This is a genomic window from Paenibacillus sp. MDV22-iso6 (genome assembly GCF_058408365.1).
On record NZ_JBZVDZ010000003.1, the window covers coordinates 182553 to 199947 of the forward strand.

Consider the following 17395-nt stretch of genomic DNA (forward strand, 5'->3'; position numbering starts at 1 on the left):
TGAGTGGGACAGGGGTTTAATTGTGAAAAATATGAAGCTCTATAAGCTAGAGATTAAACATTCCAATTGAACCTTTTATTCTAATTTTAGATTATCAATAGCAGAAATAAGGTATTAGTATAAATAACGGAAAAGCTTAATCCTCAGGACGATTACATTGCTAAGATATATTACTGGTAGGATCCTGCCACAAAATAAAAATGGTAAAACACGAGTGCGAGTTAGGAGGTTAGCAAATGTACATTATTCTTCCTTTTTTGTTGTCGACATTAATCTCTGGATTGCTAGGTTATCTAACCTATAGAATATTATTGAAAAATAGAGCTGGGATTATTGTGACGTTGATATCATCCGCGTTTATAGCTTATATTTTTATAGATTTATATGCTTTTTTTGGAGTGGTAGGAGGTGTGTTGTTTTACATTTTACTAATTAGAATTTCAACTAAATAAAAAAAAAATAATTACCAGACTTAATTGATAAATTAACAAAAATCAAATTCTATTCTATAAATTCAGGATCTTTGTTATGCACTTCTTTGTGCAGAGCAAAGATCTTTTAATTTTTCTTCATCCCTCTCTGTTAATCCAATCTGTGGTAAACTAGTAGAATTGTAGAAATAGTAGAGACAGGGGCTGGATAACGAAGTGAGTGAAAAACAAGTACTGTCAATTGAAGGCTTGCGTATGCGGTATAACGGGCGTTATGTGCTAAATGGGATTGATTTAGAAGTGAATCGGGGCGAGATGATCGGATATATTGGTCCGAACGGTGCGGGTAAAAGCACGACGGTCAAGATTTTGCTCGGACTAGTTGAGGGATATGTGGGTACGGTCCGCATCTTTGGCAAGGATATCGCAGATGGTGACGCGGAATATAAGCGAAGAATCGGTTATGTACCGGAAGTCGCGGAGCTATACGAGCAATTAACCCCGGCAGAGTATCTGACCTTTATAGGAGAATTGTACGGGTTGTCCTATGAAGATGCCGATTATAAGGCGAAGCAGTTGATGGATTGTTTTGGACTGGAAAAATCATATCATTCCCGCATTGCTTCCTTCTCCAAAGGCATGCGTCAGAAAGTGCTGCTGATCTCCGCGCTGCTGCATGACCCGGATCTGTTGTTCCTGGATGAACCGCTAAGCGGTCTGGACGCCAACAGTGTAATGGTGGTAAAGGAGATTTTGACACAGCTGTCGGCCAAGGGTACAACGATATTCTATTCGTCACACATCATGGATGTGGTGGAGAAGATCAGCAGCCGAATCGTTCTGATTGCCGAAGGACGCGTGATGGCGGATGGTACGTTCAGGCAGCTCCAGCAGCAATCCATGGAAGGCTCACTGGAGGAAGTATTCAATCAACTGACGGGCTTCAATGAGCATCGGGCAATTGCAGAACGTTTTGTGTCCATCGTGCAGGAGGTGTACTGATATGGCGGAATCCTCCGACTTCCGCACGCTGAAGATTCTGGATCGTTTTCGGCCTATCATCGCCAGAACAGGAGCGGATTATGACGTACTGCGTTTGATTCTACGGGTGAAGTTCCAGGTGGATCAGCGGAGGGTACCGACGGTATTGTCAGCACGCAATGGCAATAAGGAGCAGAAAGAAGGCAATCTGTATCTGCGTTCCCTCTGGTTGTATGCACTGATGGGGCTGATTATGGTTCCGTTTGTCGTCTGGGATACGGGACATTATATGCTTCAGATGGGTCTAGTGACCGCCATGCTGATGTTTATGATCATGACCTCCATGATCTCCGACTTTTCTTCGGTACTGCTCGATATTCGGGATCGTAATATCATCATGACCAAGCCGGTAAATGGACGCACTGTTGGCTTGGCTCGTGCCATTCACGCAGGGGTTTATTTGTTGCTCCTGACAGGCTCTCTGACGGCTGCGCCGCTGGTAGCCGGATTGATTGCCCACGGGATCGGCTTTTTCCTGCTTTTTCTGGTGGAACTGGTGCTGATTAATATGTTAATTCTGGTGACCACGTCCCTGATCTATCTATTCATGATGAAGTTTCTGGATGGCGAGAAGCTTAAGGACATGATCAATATGATGCAAATCCTTCTTTCCATCGGCATTGCCGTAGGCTATCAGCTGGTCATACGTTCGTTCAGCATCATCGACTTTAATATGGTGTTCACACCTGCCTGGTGGCAGTTACTGCTGCCTCCGGTATGGTATGCAGCGGTTTTTGAGCTGCTGTTCGGCGGCGGGGGAGATGCCTGGCTGTATACTTTCTCAGCGCTTGCTGTGATCGTTCCAATGGTCAGTCTGTTGGTGTACGTGAAGCTGATGCCTTCCTTCGAATTGTATTTGGAGAAAATGTCACACGCAGGTCAGGCCTCTGGACGAAGACGTGGGAATTGGGATCGCATCATGGCGAAGGTATTCTCCCGTTCCAGAGAAGAGCAGGCGTGCTTTCGTTTGTCTGCCAGTATGATGCGAAGTGAAAGGGAGTTCAAGTTGAAGGTATACCCGTCGATGGGTTTATCTTTTGTATTGCCCTATGTATTCTGGTTCACCCAATTGCAGAGTTCTTCGTGGGCAGAATTTAGGGAAAGCTCCTTCTTTTACACGCTATATATTGTGCTCTTGCTGATTGTGTCTGTTGTGACCATGCTGAAGTATTCCGGACAATACAAGGCGTTTTGGACTTTCCGGGCAGCCCCTCTGGCCAACGAGAATGTGCTATATAGTGGAGCGCTAAAAGCTTTCTTATGCAACATGTTCTTACCCGTATTTATATTGAACGCCATTGTATTTGTGTGGACCTTTGGGTTAAGAATTCTTCCTGATCTGATCGTAATATTTTTGGTGGCAACTGCACTTATTCCGCTGTCTGGAAAGTTGTTGATGCGAAAACCGCCGTTTTCCCAATCCTTTAGTGTGGCCGGACAGAGTGACGGCTGGCTCGTCTTTGCCTTCTTTCCGCTCATGGCACTGTTATGGGGACTACATGTATTCATCCGCACCATACCAGCAGGCATCTGGATCTATGTAGCACTCCTAGTATTTATTAACATGCTATTCTGGACGATGCTGCATCGGGTGAAGCGGGCTTCTGTAATGGTTGAAGTTTAAGGCGGGCGGTAGTAGGTTGGTTGAGGTTGCCTGATGAAGTTTAGCAGATGGAATCCTGAAGAAAAGCTGATTAAAGCCAATCCGGTGTTGATGAATCGGATTGGCTTTTTTACGTTTTTTCTAATTCTTTACGTGATGCGATGTACTTTAAAGATGGAGAAAATAAATGATATGCGAGCTGTAACAGTGATCTGGATTCTGTAGCACTTAAACGATTGGGAGATTGAATTAGTGTGTTAAATCGGTATCGGTATGCTAAGCATGGGGGTTTCCGCTTTGCAGGACAGCTTCTGCCAGCTGATCGGCTGCATCCGCCGTGGAGAGGGCAGATTGCTCTGCTATCGCATAGACCTTGGACAGCGTGCCCGCAATCCCCGCCACCTTTTGGCGGATCAGGTCTGGCCCTGCGCCTTCCAGCTCGTAGGCGGTGCTGATGATTCCGCCTGCGTTGAGCACATAGTCAGGCGCGTACAGGATGCCGCGCGCCTGCATGCCGCGAACAACCAGCTCCCGATGGCTGAGCTGGTTGTTCGCCGCCCCGGCAACGATGGAGCAGCGCAGCTCCTCCACCGTTGCCGGGGTCAGTACGCCCCCTAGGGCACAGGGGGCGTACACCTTGCAGTCAGCGGCGTGAATATGGGCCGGATCGGCCGACATGGCGCCGCTGAACTGCACAAGGGCACGTTGTACACGTTCGGGTACAACGTCTGCCACAATGAGCCGTGCCCCGGCTGCATGCAGGTAACGACACAGGGCATACCCGACCTTGCCCAGTCCCTGGACGGCAACGGAAATGCCCTGCAAGGCGTCAATGCCTTGGTGACGCAGCGATGTCACAATGCCAGTGTATACACCGTAGGCGGTCATCTCAGCTGTGAAATCATCCTGTGCACCAAGCGATCCGGTCGTGTCAGTCACATGTACCGTCTCCAGCCGGATCTGGTCCATATCTGCCGCCGTAGTGCCCAGATCCAGCCCCGTCACATAACGTCCGTTCAGTCGTTCCAGATAGCGGCCCAGAGAACGGAACGTTTCGGCACGCCGGCAGGCTTGTAGGTTGTTTTTGGATGTCTTATCTAAATCCTTATCTAATCCGTTCGATGTATCCTTGCCTTTAATGATGTTCGTATGGGATCCGACATTCTTTTTGCCTTTTTTGGGATTCAGATTGTTGTCTGGGCTGGCATCGCCCGATTTGATGATCAATTCGGCGGGCACATCCCATACCACAGCTTTGCCGCCGCCATATGGCAGACCGGAGACCGCCGATTTGTAGGTCATGCCCTTCGCGAGTTTGATGGCATCCCGAACCGCTTCTTCCTCCGATGCATACGTCCAGCAGCGGCATCCCCCGAGTGCGGGACCCAGCACCGTACTATGGATGGCGATGACGGCTTTAAGCCCGCTCAGTGGATCATGGCAAAATATGAGTTCTTCCATACCTTCCCGCTGCATCTCTTGCCACAACTGCATGACAGTTCCCCCTTTTGGTAGCCGTCGTTTCCCGAACCTGTTTGCCTGTACGCCTCAATCGAATTGCTGTTGGTTCAGCATATTCAGACACGCCGATTTTCGCCCCTGGGTCTCAGGCCGGTTGATAATGAGTGAAAAGGGCTCTATAATGTCAGTTCCGGCTTGCCAGTGCGCAGAAAATAGAAAATGCAGTCCAATTTACGTTCAACCGTTTAAAATGACCGCATAACGTCCAATGATGGAGATAGAGTAAACATGCAGAAGAATAAATGATATGTAGAGGAAGCGGAAAGAAGGCACGCAACAAACGGCCCATTTCGTTGTGAAAGTCAGGAAAGAGGGATTGCGATTGTTTAAAATATTGGTATTTATCTTTTTGATCCAGATTGTGTATGTATCTGCTTATACACTTCGGATGATTCTGACGCTCAAAGGACAGAAATATATTGCTGCGCTCATCAGTATGGGCGAAATTGTGATCTACGTACTCGGTCTGAATCTGGTACTCAAATATCTGACCCAGCCATCTGCGTTAATTGTATATGCCGTTGGTTATGGGCTGGGGGTATTGCTGGGTGCCTGGATCGAAGAGAAGATTGCGCTTGGTTACGTTACCGTTAAGGTTATTTGTAACCAGATGGGCGGGGATGTAGCGAATGCCTTGCGGGATAAAGGATACGGTGTCACCGCCTGGGTTGGTAGTGGACGAGATGGAGATCGGCTGGTTATGGAGATTTTGGCGAAACGCAAAAACCAGAAACTTCTATATCAGACGATTCTGGAGCTTGATCCCAAAGCATTTGTCATCACCGTTGAGCCCAAACAGTTCCATGGCGGGTTCTGGACACGTTCCATCAAAAGATAAATTAGGAATATTCGAGATAATAGTGAGCCCCTTTGGGGGCTTTTTTTCATGTCTATAAGTTGAAATGGGAATGCTCCGGGTTAAATCGGGTGTTATTTGAGGACTGATATCAGGATCCCAAAACGATCTGAGATAAGGATTATTGTTGTAATCGCTTCCAACATTTACATTGAGGACATGTCCTTCGTGACTCGCGATGGCAGAGATGGACAGACGCAATCATTATAATTAGGGAGGAATGGTTTTATGAAAAGCAAAATTCGAACATGGTGCAGTGCCGCGCTGGCTCTGACGTTGGGCTTCACCCTATTGTCTGGACCGACAAGTGTACAGGCAGCGGGCAATGCAGATTACAATCTCACAGGTTTCTCCCAAGGCAATACGGGTGGAGGTACCATCAGCGAGTCGGACACGTCCAAGTATAAGAAGGTATACAATGCAACGGATCTCGCTGCGGCGCTGAAAAAGAACTCTGGTGTCAAAGTCGTCGAGATTATGAACGACCTGAATCTGGGATGGAACGAAATTCCGAGCGCTGCACAGACATCGCCTTTTGCCAAGCATAATGATGCGCTGACTCATCCTGTATTGAAGCAAACGGGTGTCAGCAAGCTGACGATCGACAGCTTTAATGGCCTGACCATCTTCTCAGCCAACGGGGCCAAGATCAAGCACGGAGCCATCAGCGTCAAACGCAGTTCCAACGTTATTATCCGCAACCTCGAATTCGATGAGTTATGGGAATGGGATGAAGCGACCAAAGGTGACTACGACAAAAACGACTGGGATTACATCACCCTTGAAGAGAACAGCAACGTATGGATTGATCACTGCACATTCAATAAAGCCTACGACGGGCTTGTCGATTCGAAAAAAGGAACGAGTGGTGTGACCATCTCCTGGTCCCTCTTCAAAGGGGATGACGGCAGCTCAAACAGCTGGGTTACCCAGCAGATTAACGAGTTGGAAGCGAACAAGGCTTCCTATCCGATGTACAACTACCTGCGCAGCAGCGCGGTTGGGCTCAGCAAAGCCGATATCATTGCCATTTCATCTCCTCAGAAAAAAGGTCATTTGGTTGGTTCGACCAGCTTCGAATCGGCCAATGCTAATCTGTCCATAACTCTGCACCATAACTTGTACAAAGATATCCAGGATCGCATGCCGCGTCTGCGCGGAGGCAATGCGCATGCCTACAATATTGTGATGGATGCGACAGGGGCACGTGCGGCCAAATCCAGAATCACTTCTGCAATGGCAACGGCGATTTCGTCCAAAGGGTATCATTTTGATATCATCGGCAACGGAGCTATTTCCACTGAAGATGGTGCAGTACTGGTCGAAAAGTCGGTGATCAAAGACGTACTGTTCCCGGTCCGCAATAACCAGACGGACCCGGCCGACGCAACATATACCGGTAAAATTCAGGTGACTGACACGATGTATTCTCTGGATGGAAGCTCATTCCGTGGAAACAGTGATACATCCGGCAGTCCGCTCAGCCCGGTTCCGGCCGCAGTGAAAGCTTTCTCCTGGAACGGATTCTCTTCACTTCCTTACAGCTACGCTACCGATGATCCAGCGACGCTGAATGCACGCCTCACCGGTTCAAGCGGAGCAGGTGCAGGCAAATTATCCTGGTCCAAAGACAACTGGCTGAAGACGAGTTACTAGGCTGTAACAGGAGTTAGGTTTTTGGAATCGAGTGGAGAGTGGCCGTGATCTGTAGTGGTTCCTGACTACTTTCTCTTTTTTTCATAAGCAAAGAGTGCTCCTGCAGCCGTAATGGCCGGGAGCACCCTTTTTGTGGAATGGGAAGTCTTCGTACCTTTTTAGTCAGATACGTTATCCGAAAGGGCAGGTGCTGCACTCACCGAATCACGATAAATGATATTGCCCTTCACGTGTACGCGGCCGAAGCTGCGACTCGGGTTATCGATCTTTTTGAGCATGGAATGAACCGCAGTGCGCGCCATCTGTTCCACATCGACTTCAACCGTAGTTAATTTGGGCTCGGAGAGTGTGGCATAGATATCATTATCGAACCCAACCACAGAGCATTGTGCAGGCACCTGAATACCCAGGGAAGTCAGTTTCTGAACGAGCAGATGAGCCACCTGATCACAATTGCATACAAAAGCCGTAGGCAGCTGCTCTGGCAGATCAATTTCAATAAACGTACCTCGCTCATCGCGGTCATTAAGCACAAGATCCGGATTCATCGGCAACCGATGCTCCAGCAATGATTTGTAATAACCGAGGAACCGGTCCTGAATGCTGCTAGTAGAATAGAGATTCCCCACATAAGCGATGCGGCGGTGTCCCTGCTGTACCAGAACGTTTGTCAGCTCATAAGCAGCGTAAAAGTTATCGGTAACGACAGAATCAATATCAGAATGCTCATCGTAGAAATCGAGAAACATTTTGGGTACCTCCATCGACTGGACCAGCTCGATATATTCCTTGCTGACTTGTCCAAGCACAATGAAACCATCCACTTTGTTGTCACTATAGAGCTTCGGCAGGATTAATTCCTCTTCGTCCTCCACATTCAGAATGTGCAGAATACCGTAGTATCCCTGATCCTCCAGATGTTTGGTGATGCGCTGGAATACACGTACATAGAACGATTGTGTAGGTCCGGTAAACCGCTCCGGGATAATAACACCAATATTATGAGTCAGGCCTTCCTTCATCGAACGGGCTGCGGCGTTATACCGATAGCCCATCTGAACGGCAAGCACTTTAATTTTTTCCTTCAATTCGCCACTGACGCCATCTTTATCATTTAATGCTTTCGAGACCGTCACACTGCTAACTCCGAGCTTGTCGGCGATATCCCGCATGGTGATATTGTTCTTCAGCTTTGGTCGCCTCCTTCAAGCCGGTTTACGTACAATGTGCTGTCATTATGGTTAGCGCTTCCTTAAAACATAACAACAATCCATATTAGTATACATCGTTACCCACATGGAATAAAGAAATTCTGGTTAGCGCTACGCTAATTTTTCAGCATGCTGCATTTTCCGCCTGAAGGCTGATCTTCGGTTTTAAACCAATTGCTTTTGGAGAAGCTTCTCATTCCGCTCAATCAGGTCACCGCGCTGGCTGGCACAATCCAGGGAACGGTATGGATCAGATGGGGTATTGAAGGTGTAATCGACCAGTTTATCCAGCGTCGTTGTGGCCACATGACAGCGGGTATCGCTGGATGCATAATAAATGAAGACCTCACCCTGTTCGTTGACCACTGCACCGTTGCAGAAAATAACATTGGACACATCGCCTACGCGCTCGTCGTCATAAGGAGCAATGAAATGTCCGCCCGGCTTGGCGATGATGCGTGCCGGATCATTCAGATCCGTGGCGAACGTGTACAGCACATAACGAAGACCCGCTGCCGTGTTGCGAACCCCGTGGGCAATGTGAATCCAGCCGCGATCCGTTTTGAGCGGAGCAGGGCCCTGGCCGTTTTTCACTTCGTATACCGTATGATATTTCCGTTCATCGATGATGGTCTCTTCCTCAATTACTGGATTCAGAATATCATCGCACAGACCAAAGGCAATCCCGCCGCCGCTGCCTGTGGAGATGAATCCGTCCTGTGGCCGTGTATAGAACGCATAGTTACCCTTTACAAATTCGGGGTGCAATACAACATTTCGCTGTTGAGGGGAGTTGGTCCTGATGTTGGGCAGACGCTCCCAGCTGAGCAGATCGCGTGTCCGGACAAGTCCTGCCTGGGCTACGGCACTGGATGTATCAAATGCTGGTGCTTCAGGGTCTTTGCGCTCCGAGCAGTAAATACCATAGATCCAGCCATCTTCATGCTGAACCAATCGCATATCATATTGGTTGGTTTCGTCGGCATCGATATCTTCCCACACTAAGGGTTTGCCTGTGAAGCGAAATCCGTCGATGCCGTTATCACTCTCAGCTAGAGCGAAGATGGATTTACGGTCCAATCCTTCGGTTCGGATGACCATCACGTATTTGCCATTGAAATAGATGGCCCCCGGATTAAGCGTAGCGTTAATGCCCAGACGCTCCATGAAGTGGGGGTTCGTCGTTTCGTCCAGATCAAATCTCCAGTGCAGCGGTACATGATGGCGTGTGATTACCGGATAACGGTACCTATCATATACGCCATTGTAGAAGGAAGAGTCAATTTCATTTTGGCGCGTAAGCAGCTGCTCCTGTTGCTCCAATAATTCATTGTATTTGGGGTGTATCATCGTTATCCCATCCTCTCAATTAGTTCAATGCAGAATCGGCTATTGTGATACGGGCATTTCCACGGTCCGGCGATTTCACTTTGATCCGGCGTGCCGTCCCCGTCTACCGACCAGTACCATTCCCCGCCAGCACGGTGATCGATAATATGTTCCTTCGTATATGTCCACAAGCGTTCCACTCTCTCCAAAAACAAAGGATCACCTGTACGCTCATAGGCGTTGTAGAAGCCGACCATCGCCTCAGCCTGAACCCACCATATCCGTTTCTCATCCACACGGTCACCCTCTTGTTCATTCATCAGGGAGCCATCGGCCTGTACAGCCACATTGGAAATGCTATAGGCAATATCCGTAACCATCGCAGAATACTCCGGGTGTTGATCCAGACCCAGCACTTTCAACGTTTCGTCGATCAGCCAGCTGGCTTCAATGTCATGCCCGAATGAGCGTAGATCGATGATGGAGTCCCAATCCTTGTTGAAAAATACCCCGAGAAACTTCGTGTCTTTGTCATACACCCGTTCATATAAGATGCCGAGCAAGCGTTCCAGCGCCGTCTTCACCTGCTGATCTGGCCACACTCGGTAGAGCGTGGTATAGGCCTCCAACACGTGAATATGCGTATTCATCGTGTAATCCGCGATCACACCATTCTCGCTCAGCATTTCATTGGGCTGTTCATTCCAGAAGCGATCAAATTGTTCCTTGTATGCAGGTAATTCGGCATTCAGCCCTTGATCCTCTATCAGGGCAAAAAGCGTTTTCGCAAGTTCCAAAGCAGATGCATCCCCGGTGGCACGATAGTACTCACTCAGTGAGTAAACGCCGAAGGATTGCGTATATACATGCTTGCTCGTGTCCATTAGTTCTCCATTGGCATGGACCATCCAGTACATGCCGCCATACTCCGTATCCATCACATGGTCCACAAGAAAACGGTAAGCGTGTTCAGCGTGATCACGCCAGATTTCATTTCCGGTTACCCGGTAGGCTGCTGCAAAAGACCATAATTGTCGTGCCGTGGCGATTCCGCCCTTGGGAGCGAGTGGATCGACCTGAAGGTCATTACCGACCCAGCCGTAGAATCCGCCGTTGTTATGATCTTTGAGGGCAGACCAAAATGGCAGAATATGACCTTCCCAGTGTTCTTTTATTTCAGTTTTGGTGTCATTGGTGTGAGTCATAAGTGAGCGCTCCTTCAAAGTACAGGATTCAATTGATATTTAAGTTAACGTTAACTTTATTTATTAATATTAGTGTCGGGAAAATACGTTGTCAACGAATCTTGTGATAAAAACTTTTGCTAAGTAATAAATAATTTAATTGACAGGTAAACACTGCCATAATAAAATTCATTTTGTAACCTTAACGATAACTTAAATTAACTTAGAAAAGGGGTAGAACCAAATGAGAAAAAACAAAGGCTGGATGCTTCTGCTTACCATGCTGCTCATCACTTCTCTGCTCGTAGCTTGCTCTTCCGGGGGTGGATCTCCACAGGCAGGAGAGGAAATCAGTACAGATCCTGCGGATATTAAGGGTGAAATCACCGTTCTCACGCAGCGTACAGATATTGTTGATAGCGTATTCAAAGATTACGCCGCGGAGTTCAATAAGGAATACCCGGATGTCAAAGTAAACTTCCAGGCACTGGCCGATTATGAGGGACAAGTGAAGATTCGTATGAGTACCAAAGATTATGGCGACGTGCTGATGATCCCCACCAGCGTACCGATTGCCGACATTCCGGACTTTTTTGAACCACTAGGCACGTACGATGAGCTGAAAGAGAAGTACACAGGCATCGAAGAACGTATGGTGGACGGTCAGATATATGGAATTCCAACCGTTATCACGTTCTCTGGCATCATCTATAACAAGCAGGTGTTCAAGGACGCTGGCATTGCGGAAGTTCCCAAAACGCCTGAGCAATTCCAGGCTGCACTCCAACTGGTGAAAGACAATACGGACGCGATTCCACTGTACACCAACTATGCCTCCGGCTGGGCTTTGACACAATGGGAAGCAGATCTGCCGACGGTTGCAGGCAGTGTGGACTATGTAAACATTGACCAACCGAACACGGATGAAAACTTTGTGGCTGGCAAGCCGCACTATGAATTGTACAAAGTGCTTTACGACGCAGCCAAGAATGGCCTGATTGAGAAAGATCCGACCACAACCGACTGGGAAAGCTCCAAGGCTGATCTGGCGAATGGGAAAATTGCAACGATGGCGCTTGGATCTTGGGCGATTACCCAAATTCAAGGCTTGACGGATACACCGGATAATATCGGATTCTTGCCATTTCCTACGAATGCAAGTGATGTTGTCGTTCCACTCGCAGCAGACTATAACATCGGCATGAACGTGAATAGCGAGAACAAACCTGCTGCGAAAGCCTGGATTGACTGGTTCCTGGCGAAATCAAACTATGCGGTTGAGCAAGGCGGAGGCATGAGCGCAGACAAAAATGCGGAATTGCCACCGATTTTGGATCAATACAAAGACGTTACATTCTCCACACTGACTCCTGCCAAAGAAGGACAGGAAGGTCTGGTTGACAAAATCGACAACGAAGGCGAGATTGGCCTCTGGCAGCCTGACTTCAAGAAACGCATTATCGAAGCTGCCATCGGTAATCGCAGCGAATCGTACGATGACATCATGAAGGATCTGAATGATAAATGGGTTAAAGCGCGGACAGAACTGGCGAAATAAGCAGATTGCGGGGATTCATCGATCTGTAAAGGCGCTACCTGTTGGCCGACCACCGCTGAAATACAGCGAGGCACCACGCCTTGGCTGAGGGGAGAGGGTCTCCCCTTTTCCTACGGCATTTTGCATCTGGAAGCAGCATATCGGATGTGAAATGCCACCTTCGGTGGTTGATTATCCAGCCGGATTTGTTCATTGGACGGGAGTCTTTCGATATAAAAGCGGCAGAACCGCTTGGAGGTGTGGAGAGCATGAAATACTTGAAGATTTCGAATTGGGGCTATTCAGCGCAACGCATATTTATCATCTGTGCCTTCTCGATCATTCCGCTGGCACTGCTGTTCACGTTTGCTTATTTGCCTGTCATTAATATGTTCAAATACAGCTTCACTGATTGGAACGGATACAGCAAAAGGTTCGACTATGTGGGGTTTGAGAACTACACGCGGATATTCAGTGACCCTGAGTATTTTAAAGTGTTTATTGTCAGTTTGTATTATTTTGTGGCTACCTTCGTACAAATGGGTCTGGCCCTCTACTTTGCAACGATTCTAAGCTTCAAAATCCGCGGCAAAAACTTTTTCAAAGGCATATTGTTCTTCCCCTATCTGCTGAATGGCGTAGCCATCGGATTTATCTTCCTCTTTTTCTTCAAACCGGACGGGACCCTCGATACACTTATGCAGGCAGTCGGTCTTGGGCAGTACACCCAGCTCTGGCTTGGGAATCCGAACATTATTAACGTGTCGCTCGCAGGCGCATCGGTATGGAGATACATGGGCTTTAACTTCATTATCTTCCTGGGTGCGATCTCTTCCATTCAAAAAGATGTCTATGAAGCGTCGGATATTGACGGAGCCAATCGCTGGCAGCAGTTCCGCCATATCATCCTGCCGAGTATCACACGCATCCTGCAGCTCAACCTGATTTTGGCGATTAGCGGCGCAATCAGTGCGTTCGATATTCCATACATTATGACCGATGGTTCCAACGGCAGTGAGACGTTTGTGATTCAGACCGTTCACTTGGCATTTAAGTACGGCAAGCTGGGCTTGGCATCGGCAATGGCTGTTGTGCTGCTGTTTATTGTCATTCTTGTTACGCTGGTTCAGCGTGTCACCATGAAAGGGGAGGAATGAACGTGCAACCATTCAAATATACCCTTGCGAACATATTTAAATATGCTTCACTCATTCTCGCAGCGTTCATTGCGCTTGTACCCATCGTTGTGGTGCTGTTTGCATCGCTCAAAACCAATGCAGAGTATGCGACCAGCAGTCCGCTGGCCCCGCCAGCCAACTGGCTTAACTTTGCGAACTATACCAAGGCTTTTGTAGACGGCAACATGCTGGTCGGTTTCAAAAATACGATTATCATCCTGATCATCTCCATCGTGGGTGCCACGTTAACGGGTTCCATGATCGCGTATGTGCTGGATCGTTTCAAATTCAAAGGCAAGAAAATTATGGTCGCCGCGTTTCTGCTCGCTACCCTCATTCCGAGTGTGACGACGCAGGTCGCCACATTCCAGATCATCAACGCGCTCGACCTGTTCAATACCAGATGGGCAGCCATTGTGATGTACCTTGGTACAGATATCATCGCGGTGTATATCTTCCTGCAATTCCTGGGTTCCATCTCGAATGCGCTGGATGAATCCGCCATGCTGGACGGCGCTTCCTACTTCACGATCTATTGGAGAATCATTCTGCCACTACTGAAACCGGCGATTGTAACGGTCATTATCGTGAAGGGTGTCAACATCTACAATGATTTTTACACACCGTTCCTGTACATGCCCAAGACAGACTTGCAGGTCATATCCACGGCTCTTTTCAAATTCAAGGGACCGTTCGGATCACAGTGGGAGGTCATCAGCGCAGGGATCATGATCGCCATCATTCCAACGATGATCATCTTCCTACTGCTACAGAAGTACATCTACAACGGCTTCGCACAAGGCTCCGTTAAATAAAAACGAAGGGAGAAATGAAACGATGACAGTTGTTGATACGAAAAACGTACACATTGTTGGGGATGCATTGCCGAATATGCCTTGGGAGGATAAACCGGAGGGAACAGAAGGCCCGGTATGGAGACACTCCGCCAACCCGATTGTGCCGCGTAACCCGGTCAAGGGAGTTGCCCGTATTTTCAACAGTGCGGTGATTCCTTATGAGGGGAAATTCATCGGAGTATTCCGCGCAGAAACCATTAATGGACGTCCACACCTGCACATGGGATCCAGTGAGGATGGCCTGAAGTGGAATATTGAAGAACAACGAATTAATTTTGTGGACGAGAACGGCGATTCCTTTATGCCGAACTATGCATACGACCCACGTCTGGTGAAAGTGGAAGATACGTATTACATCATCTGGTGTACCGATTTCTACGGTGCAGCGCTGGGCTTGGCGAAGACGGAAGATTTCAAAACGTTTGTACGTCTCGAAAATCCGATGCTTCCGTTCAACCGCAATGGCGTGTTGTTTCCACGCAAAATCATTGATAACTATGTGATGTTGTCCAGACCAAGCGACAGCGGACATACGCCGTTCGGGGACATTTTTCTGAGCGAAAGTCCGGATCTCGTGTACTGGGGCAAGCACCGTCATGTCATGAGCAAAGGTGGTCAGGGCTGGTGGCAATCGGTCAAAATTGGCGGCGGTCCGGCACCGATTGAAACGTCCGAAGGCTGGCTGATGTTCTACCACGGCGTAACCGGAACGTGCAATGGTTTTGTTTATAGTATGGGTGCGGTCATTCTGGATCTGGATGAGCCATCCAAAGTGAAATATCGTTCCTCCAACTTCGTACTGACCCCGGAAAAATGGTATGAGGAGCAAGGCTTTGTGGACAATGTCGTCTTCCCATGCGCCACATTGCATGATGCAGAGACAGGACGGATTGCCATCTATTATGGTGCAGCCGACACATACGTTGGAGTGGCTTATACCACTGTCGAAGAGATTGTGAACTACGTTATCGAGACCGACGAAGTCATTGCCGGAGACCGTGAGGAAGGCAAATTATAATTGAAGTGAAACAATTTTAAAAAAAGCTGATGGTACTGCAATCGTAGTGGGACGTGTTATACATTCGGTCATTCATTTTACATTAATTGAAAAAGGGGCATTGCGGAATAATGCATATGGAATACATCAAGGGATTTACATTTGGCTGGATGAGTGGTAGGGGAGACTTCCGCAAGCCGGAAGCGAAAGAATCCTTGCGTCTGATGGCTGAACGCACTGGTAGTTCGCATGTTATTTTTGCACTGGCGGCACATCAGGATCGTCCGCAGGCTGTAGAGGTCAAATATGAGGGTGAACATATGGTGGAAGACGATGAATTGGTGGATATGATACGTTATGCCCGCACACTGGGACTGCGGGTCATTCTGAAACCAACCGTCAATTGCACCGATGGCACATGGCGTGCACACATTAACTTCTTTGATATCGATGTGCCGTGTGAGCCAAAATGGCAGGACTGGTTCCACAGTTATACCGTGTATCAGAAGCATTATGCGGCCATTGCAGAGCGTGAGAAATGCGAGATGTTTATTGTGGGTTGTGAGATGGTGCAGTCTGAGCGTCGGAGCGAGGAATGGCGCGAGGTCATCGCGGGAGTGCGTGAAGTGTATTCGGGGCTAGTATCCTACAACACCGACAAGTATCAGGAAGGGCATGTGAATTGGTGGGATGCCGTGGACGTCATCTCGTCCAGTGGGTACTATCCCATCGGAGATTGGGAAGCGCAATTGGATCGGATTGAACAGGCCATTGCACCTTATGGTAAACCCTTTTTCTTCGCAGAAGCGGGCTGCCCTAGCCGCAGTGGATCGGCACAGGTGCCGAACGACTGGGGATTGAAAGGTGAAGTGAATGCGGAAGAGCAGGAGCAGTTCTATGAAGCCATGTTCCGTCATGCAAGTAAGCGGGAGTGGGTACGCGGCTTTGGTCTGTGGGACTGGAGCGCCCATCTGCATCAGGAGCAAGATGCCTTGAGTGATGATGGATACGGAGTTTATGGTAAACCAGCCGAGAAGGTCATTCGTCGGTTCTATGAAGGCATTGCATTGGAAGCTTAGTCTGTCTTGGAGTTGAGTTATCCCATCTACTTGAATAGCGTTTATATATGGACAAAGATACTGCTGTGCTTATGCACGCAGTATCTTTTTTGGTTAAGTTTAATTTCTTTCTATTAAATGTAAATAGTCTCGAATATAAATTGTTAGAAGAATATATCGTTTAATTTAGTGATAACATTATATGAAAATCCCTTCAAGAACGAGTTGTTTGTTTACCCCAATTTCCGTCCAAGCTGCTCAATTTTCTCCAGCCATTTCTTTCTCTGTTCCTCGGACTGTTTGCCCACCAGATCTACAGGTGTTATGCGCACAGGTTTGATGCCTGTCAGAGCAAAGGTGGAGATTTTCATCATTTTGTGTGCAGGTTCACCCTGGAACCATTTGTAGTACCAGTTCGGACCATCCATGGTGGTGATCATGCGTGCGGTGCGACCTTTGAGCAGTTGATCCGGGAAAAGTTTACCTTTGTGATACTTGAAGGCATAGCCTGGCATGAAGATGCGGTCGATGAATCCTTTGAACAAAGCTGGTGGTCCTCCCCACCAAATCGGAAATACCCATACGAGATGCTCTGCCCATTTAATCGCCTCTTGGGCTTCCAGTAAGTCGGGTTCGAGTGGAAGTTTATTTCGGTATCCACCTGCTAAATTCATGTTAAATTCCAACTCGTTTAGGGTGATCATGCGAACCTCGGCACCTGCCTGCACAGCGCCTTTACGATAAGCTTCGGCGATTGCGCCATTGTAACTTGGGGAGACGGGGTTGCCTTGAATAATTAATATTTTCTTCATAATGATGACACGTCCTGACTATTTTAGTTAATGAACACTAACCTCATGTGCAAAAAGAAAAGGTCACGAATGACCTGGTAAATATTCAGGAACCTCCTGAAAGTCAGTTGAAGCCGGCGCTTCT

The 17395-nt window shown here is 48.0% G+C and carries 15 protein-coding genes; 10 read left to right on the top strand and 5 right to left on the bottom strand.

Going from position 1 to position 17395, the window contains the following annotated elements; genetic code table 11:
- The first annotated feature begins 647 nt into the window (after positions 1-647).
- Genes AC4PM4_RS10095 through AC4PM4_RS10105 form a run of 3 tightly spaced genes read left to right on the top strand, consistent with a single transcriptional unit; the run spans position 648 to position 3300 of the window.
- Positions 648-1433, top strand: coding sequence for an ABC transporter ATP-binding protein (locus tag AC4PM4_RS10095; protein ID WP_063568220.1), 786 nt, complete (start codon positions 648-650; stop codon positions 1431-1433).
- 1 nt (position 1434) lies between these two features.
- Positions 1435-3096, top strand: a complete 1662-nt coding sequence (locus AC4PM4_RS10100; protein WP_491613514.1) for a hypothetical protein — start codon at positions 1435-1437, stop codon at positions 3094-3096.
- Between the two features lie 33 nt (positions 3097-3129).
- Positions 3130-3300 carry a hypothetical protein gene (locus AC4PM4_RS10105; protein ID WP_177031212.1) on the top strand — a complete coding sequence of 57 codons (171 nt, stop codon included), beginning with the start codon at positions 3130-3132 and terminating at the stop codon, positions 3298-3300.
- A 51-nt stretch (positions 3301-3351) separates the two neighbouring features.
- Here AC4PM4_RS10105 and AC4PM4_RS10110 read toward each other — a convergent pair whose 3' ends face one another.
- On the bottom strand, positions 3352-4569 hold the full coding sequence (locus AC4PM4_RS10110; protein ID WP_491613516.1) for a Leu/Phe/Val dehydrogenase: 1218 nt from the start codon (positions 4567-4569) through the stop codon (positions 3352-3354).
- A 349-nt stretch (positions 4570-4918) separates the two neighbouring features.
- On the opposite strand from AC4PM4_RS10110, the gene AC4PM4_RS10115 reads away from it, so the two are divergent.
- Positions 4919-5434 (top strand): DUF2179 domain-containing protein, encoded by a 516-nt coding sequence (locus AC4PM4_RS10115; RefSeq protein WP_053782622.1) that lies wholly within the window; start codon positions 4919-4921, stop codon positions 5432-5434.
- Between the two features lie 246 nt (positions 5435-5680).
- Positions 5681-7108 carry a pectate lyase family protein gene (locus AC4PM4_RS10120; protein ID WP_063567573.1) on the top strand — a complete coding sequence of 476 codons (1428 nt, stop codon included), beginning with the start codon at positions 5681-5683 and terminating at the stop codon, positions 7106-7108.
- A 158-nt stretch (positions 7109-7266) separates the two neighbouring features.
- On the opposite strand, the gene AC4PM4_RS10125 is transcribed toward AC4PM4_RS10120, so the two are convergent.
- From AC4PM4_RS10125 to AC4PM4_RS10135, 3 genes are all read right to left on the bottom strand, one after another.
- Complete coding sequence (locus tag AC4PM4_RS10125; RefSeq protein ID WP_090809167.1) at positions 7267-8280, bottom strand: substrate-binding domain-containing protein; 1014 nt, start codon at positions 8278-8280, stop codon at positions 7267-7269.
- A 204-nt stretch (positions 8281-8484) separates the two neighbouring features.
- Entirely contained in the window at positions 8485-9669 is a 1185-nt protein-coding gene (locus AC4PM4_RS10130) for a glycoside hydrolase family 130 protein (RefSeq protein ID WP_491613517.1), read from the bottom strand.
- 2 nt (positions 9670-9671) lie between these two features.
- Entirely contained in the window at positions 9672-10853 is a 1182-nt protein-coding gene (locus tag AC4PM4_RS10135; protein WP_491613518.1) for an AGE family epimerase/isomerase, read from the bottom strand.
- Between the two features lie 223 nt (positions 10854-11076).
- Here AC4PM4_RS10135 and AC4PM4_RS10140 point away from each other — a divergent pair, with 223 nt between their 5' ends.
- The 5 genes from AC4PM4_RS10140 to AC4PM4_RS10160 all read left to right on the top strand — a co-directional run bounded on the left by AC4PM4_RS10140 (position 11077) and on the right by AC4PM4_RS10160 (position 16480).
- Positions 11077-12390: an ABC transporter substrate-binding protein gene (locus AC4PM4_RS10140; RefSeq protein ID WP_491613519.1), complete on the top strand. Its 1314-nt coding sequence runs from the start codon at positions 11077-11079 to the stop codon at positions 12388-12390.
- A gap of 248 nt (positions 12391-12638) precedes the next feature.
- On the top strand, positions 12639-13526 hold the full coding sequence (locus AC4PM4_RS10145) for a carbohydrate ABC transporter permease (protein ID WP_062323195.1): 888 nt from the start codon (positions 12639-12641) through the stop codon (positions 13524-13526).
- Positions 13523-14362 (top strand): carbohydrate ABC transporter permease, encoded by an 840-nt coding sequence (locus AC4PM4_RS10150; RefSeq protein WP_491613520.1) that lies wholly within the window; start codon positions 13523-13525, stop codon positions 14360-14362. The genes AC4PM4_RS10145 and AC4PM4_RS10150 overlap by 4 nt, the downstream gene beginning before the upstream one ends.
- 22 nt (positions 14363-14384) lie before the next feature.
- Entirely contained in the window at positions 14385-15422 is a 1038-nt protein-coding gene (locus tag AC4PM4_RS10155; RefSeq protein ID WP_491613521.1) for a glycoside hydrolase family 130 protein, read from the top strand.
- A 116-nt stretch (positions 15423-15538) separates the two neighbouring features.
- A complete protein-coding gene (locus tag AC4PM4_RS10160) occupies positions 15539-16480 on the top strand; it encodes a glycoside hydrolase family 113 (RefSeq protein ID WP_274568862.1) in 942 nt (313 codons plus the stop codon).
- 212 nt (positions 16481-16692) lie between these two features.
- Here AC4PM4_RS10160 and AC4PM4_RS10165 read toward each other — a convergent pair whose 3' ends face one another.
- Positions 16693-17274: an NAD(P)H-dependent oxidoreductase gene (locus AC4PM4_RS10165; protein WP_452560689.1), complete on the bottom strand. Its 582-nt coding sequence runs from the start codon at positions 17272-17274 to the stop codon at positions 16693-16695.
- Positions 17275-17395: the final 121 nt, after the last annotated feature.

Coding starts and splice junctions, on each gene's coding strand:
- AC4PM4_RS10100 (WP_491613514.1), top strand. CDS start 1,435: ATGGCGGAATCCTCCGACTTCCGCACGCTGAAGATTCTGGATCGTTTT.
- AC4PM4_RS10105 (WP_177031212.1), top strand. CDS start 3,130: ATGAAGTTTAGCAGATGGAATCCTGAAGAAAAGCTGATTAAAGCCAAT.
- AC4PM4_RS10110 (WP_491613516.1), bottom strand. CDS start 4,569: ATGCAGTTGTGGCAAGAGATGCAGCGGGAAGGTATGGAAGAACTCATA.
- AC4PM4_RS10120 (WP_063567573.1), top strand. CDS start 5,681: ATGAAAAGCAAAATTCGAACATGGTGCAGTGCCGCGCTGGCTCTGACG.
- AC4PM4_RS10125 (WP_090809167.1), bottom strand. CDS start 8,280: ATGCGGGATATCGCCGACAAGCTCGGAGTTAGCAGTGTGACGGTCTCG.
- AC4PM4_RS10130 (WP_491613517.1), bottom strand. CDS start 9,669: ATGATACACCCCAAATACAATGAATTATTGGAGCAACAGGAGCAGCTG.
- AC4PM4_RS10135 (WP_491613518.1), bottom strand. CDS start 10,853: ATGACTCACACCAATGACACCAAAACTGAAATAAAAGAACACTGGGAA.
- AC4PM4_RS10140 (WP_491613519.1), top strand. CDS start 11,077: ATGAGAAAAAACAAAGGCTGGATGCTTCTGCTTACCATGCTGCTCATC.
- AC4PM4_RS10145 (WP_062323195.1), top strand. CDS start 12,639: ATGAAATACTTGAAGATTTCGAATTGGGGCTATTCAGCGCAACGCATA.
- AC4PM4_RS10150 (WP_491613520.1), top strand. CDS start 13,523: ATGAACGTGCAACCATTCAAATATACCCTTGCGAACATATTTAAATAT.
- AC4PM4_RS10155 (WP_491613521.1), top strand. CDS start 14,385: ATGACAGTTGTTGATACGAAAAACGTACACATTGTTGGGGATGCATTG.
- AC4PM4_RS10160 (WP_274568862.1), top strand. CDS start 15,539: ATGGAATACATCAAGGGATTTACATTTGGCTGGATGAGTGGTAGGGGA.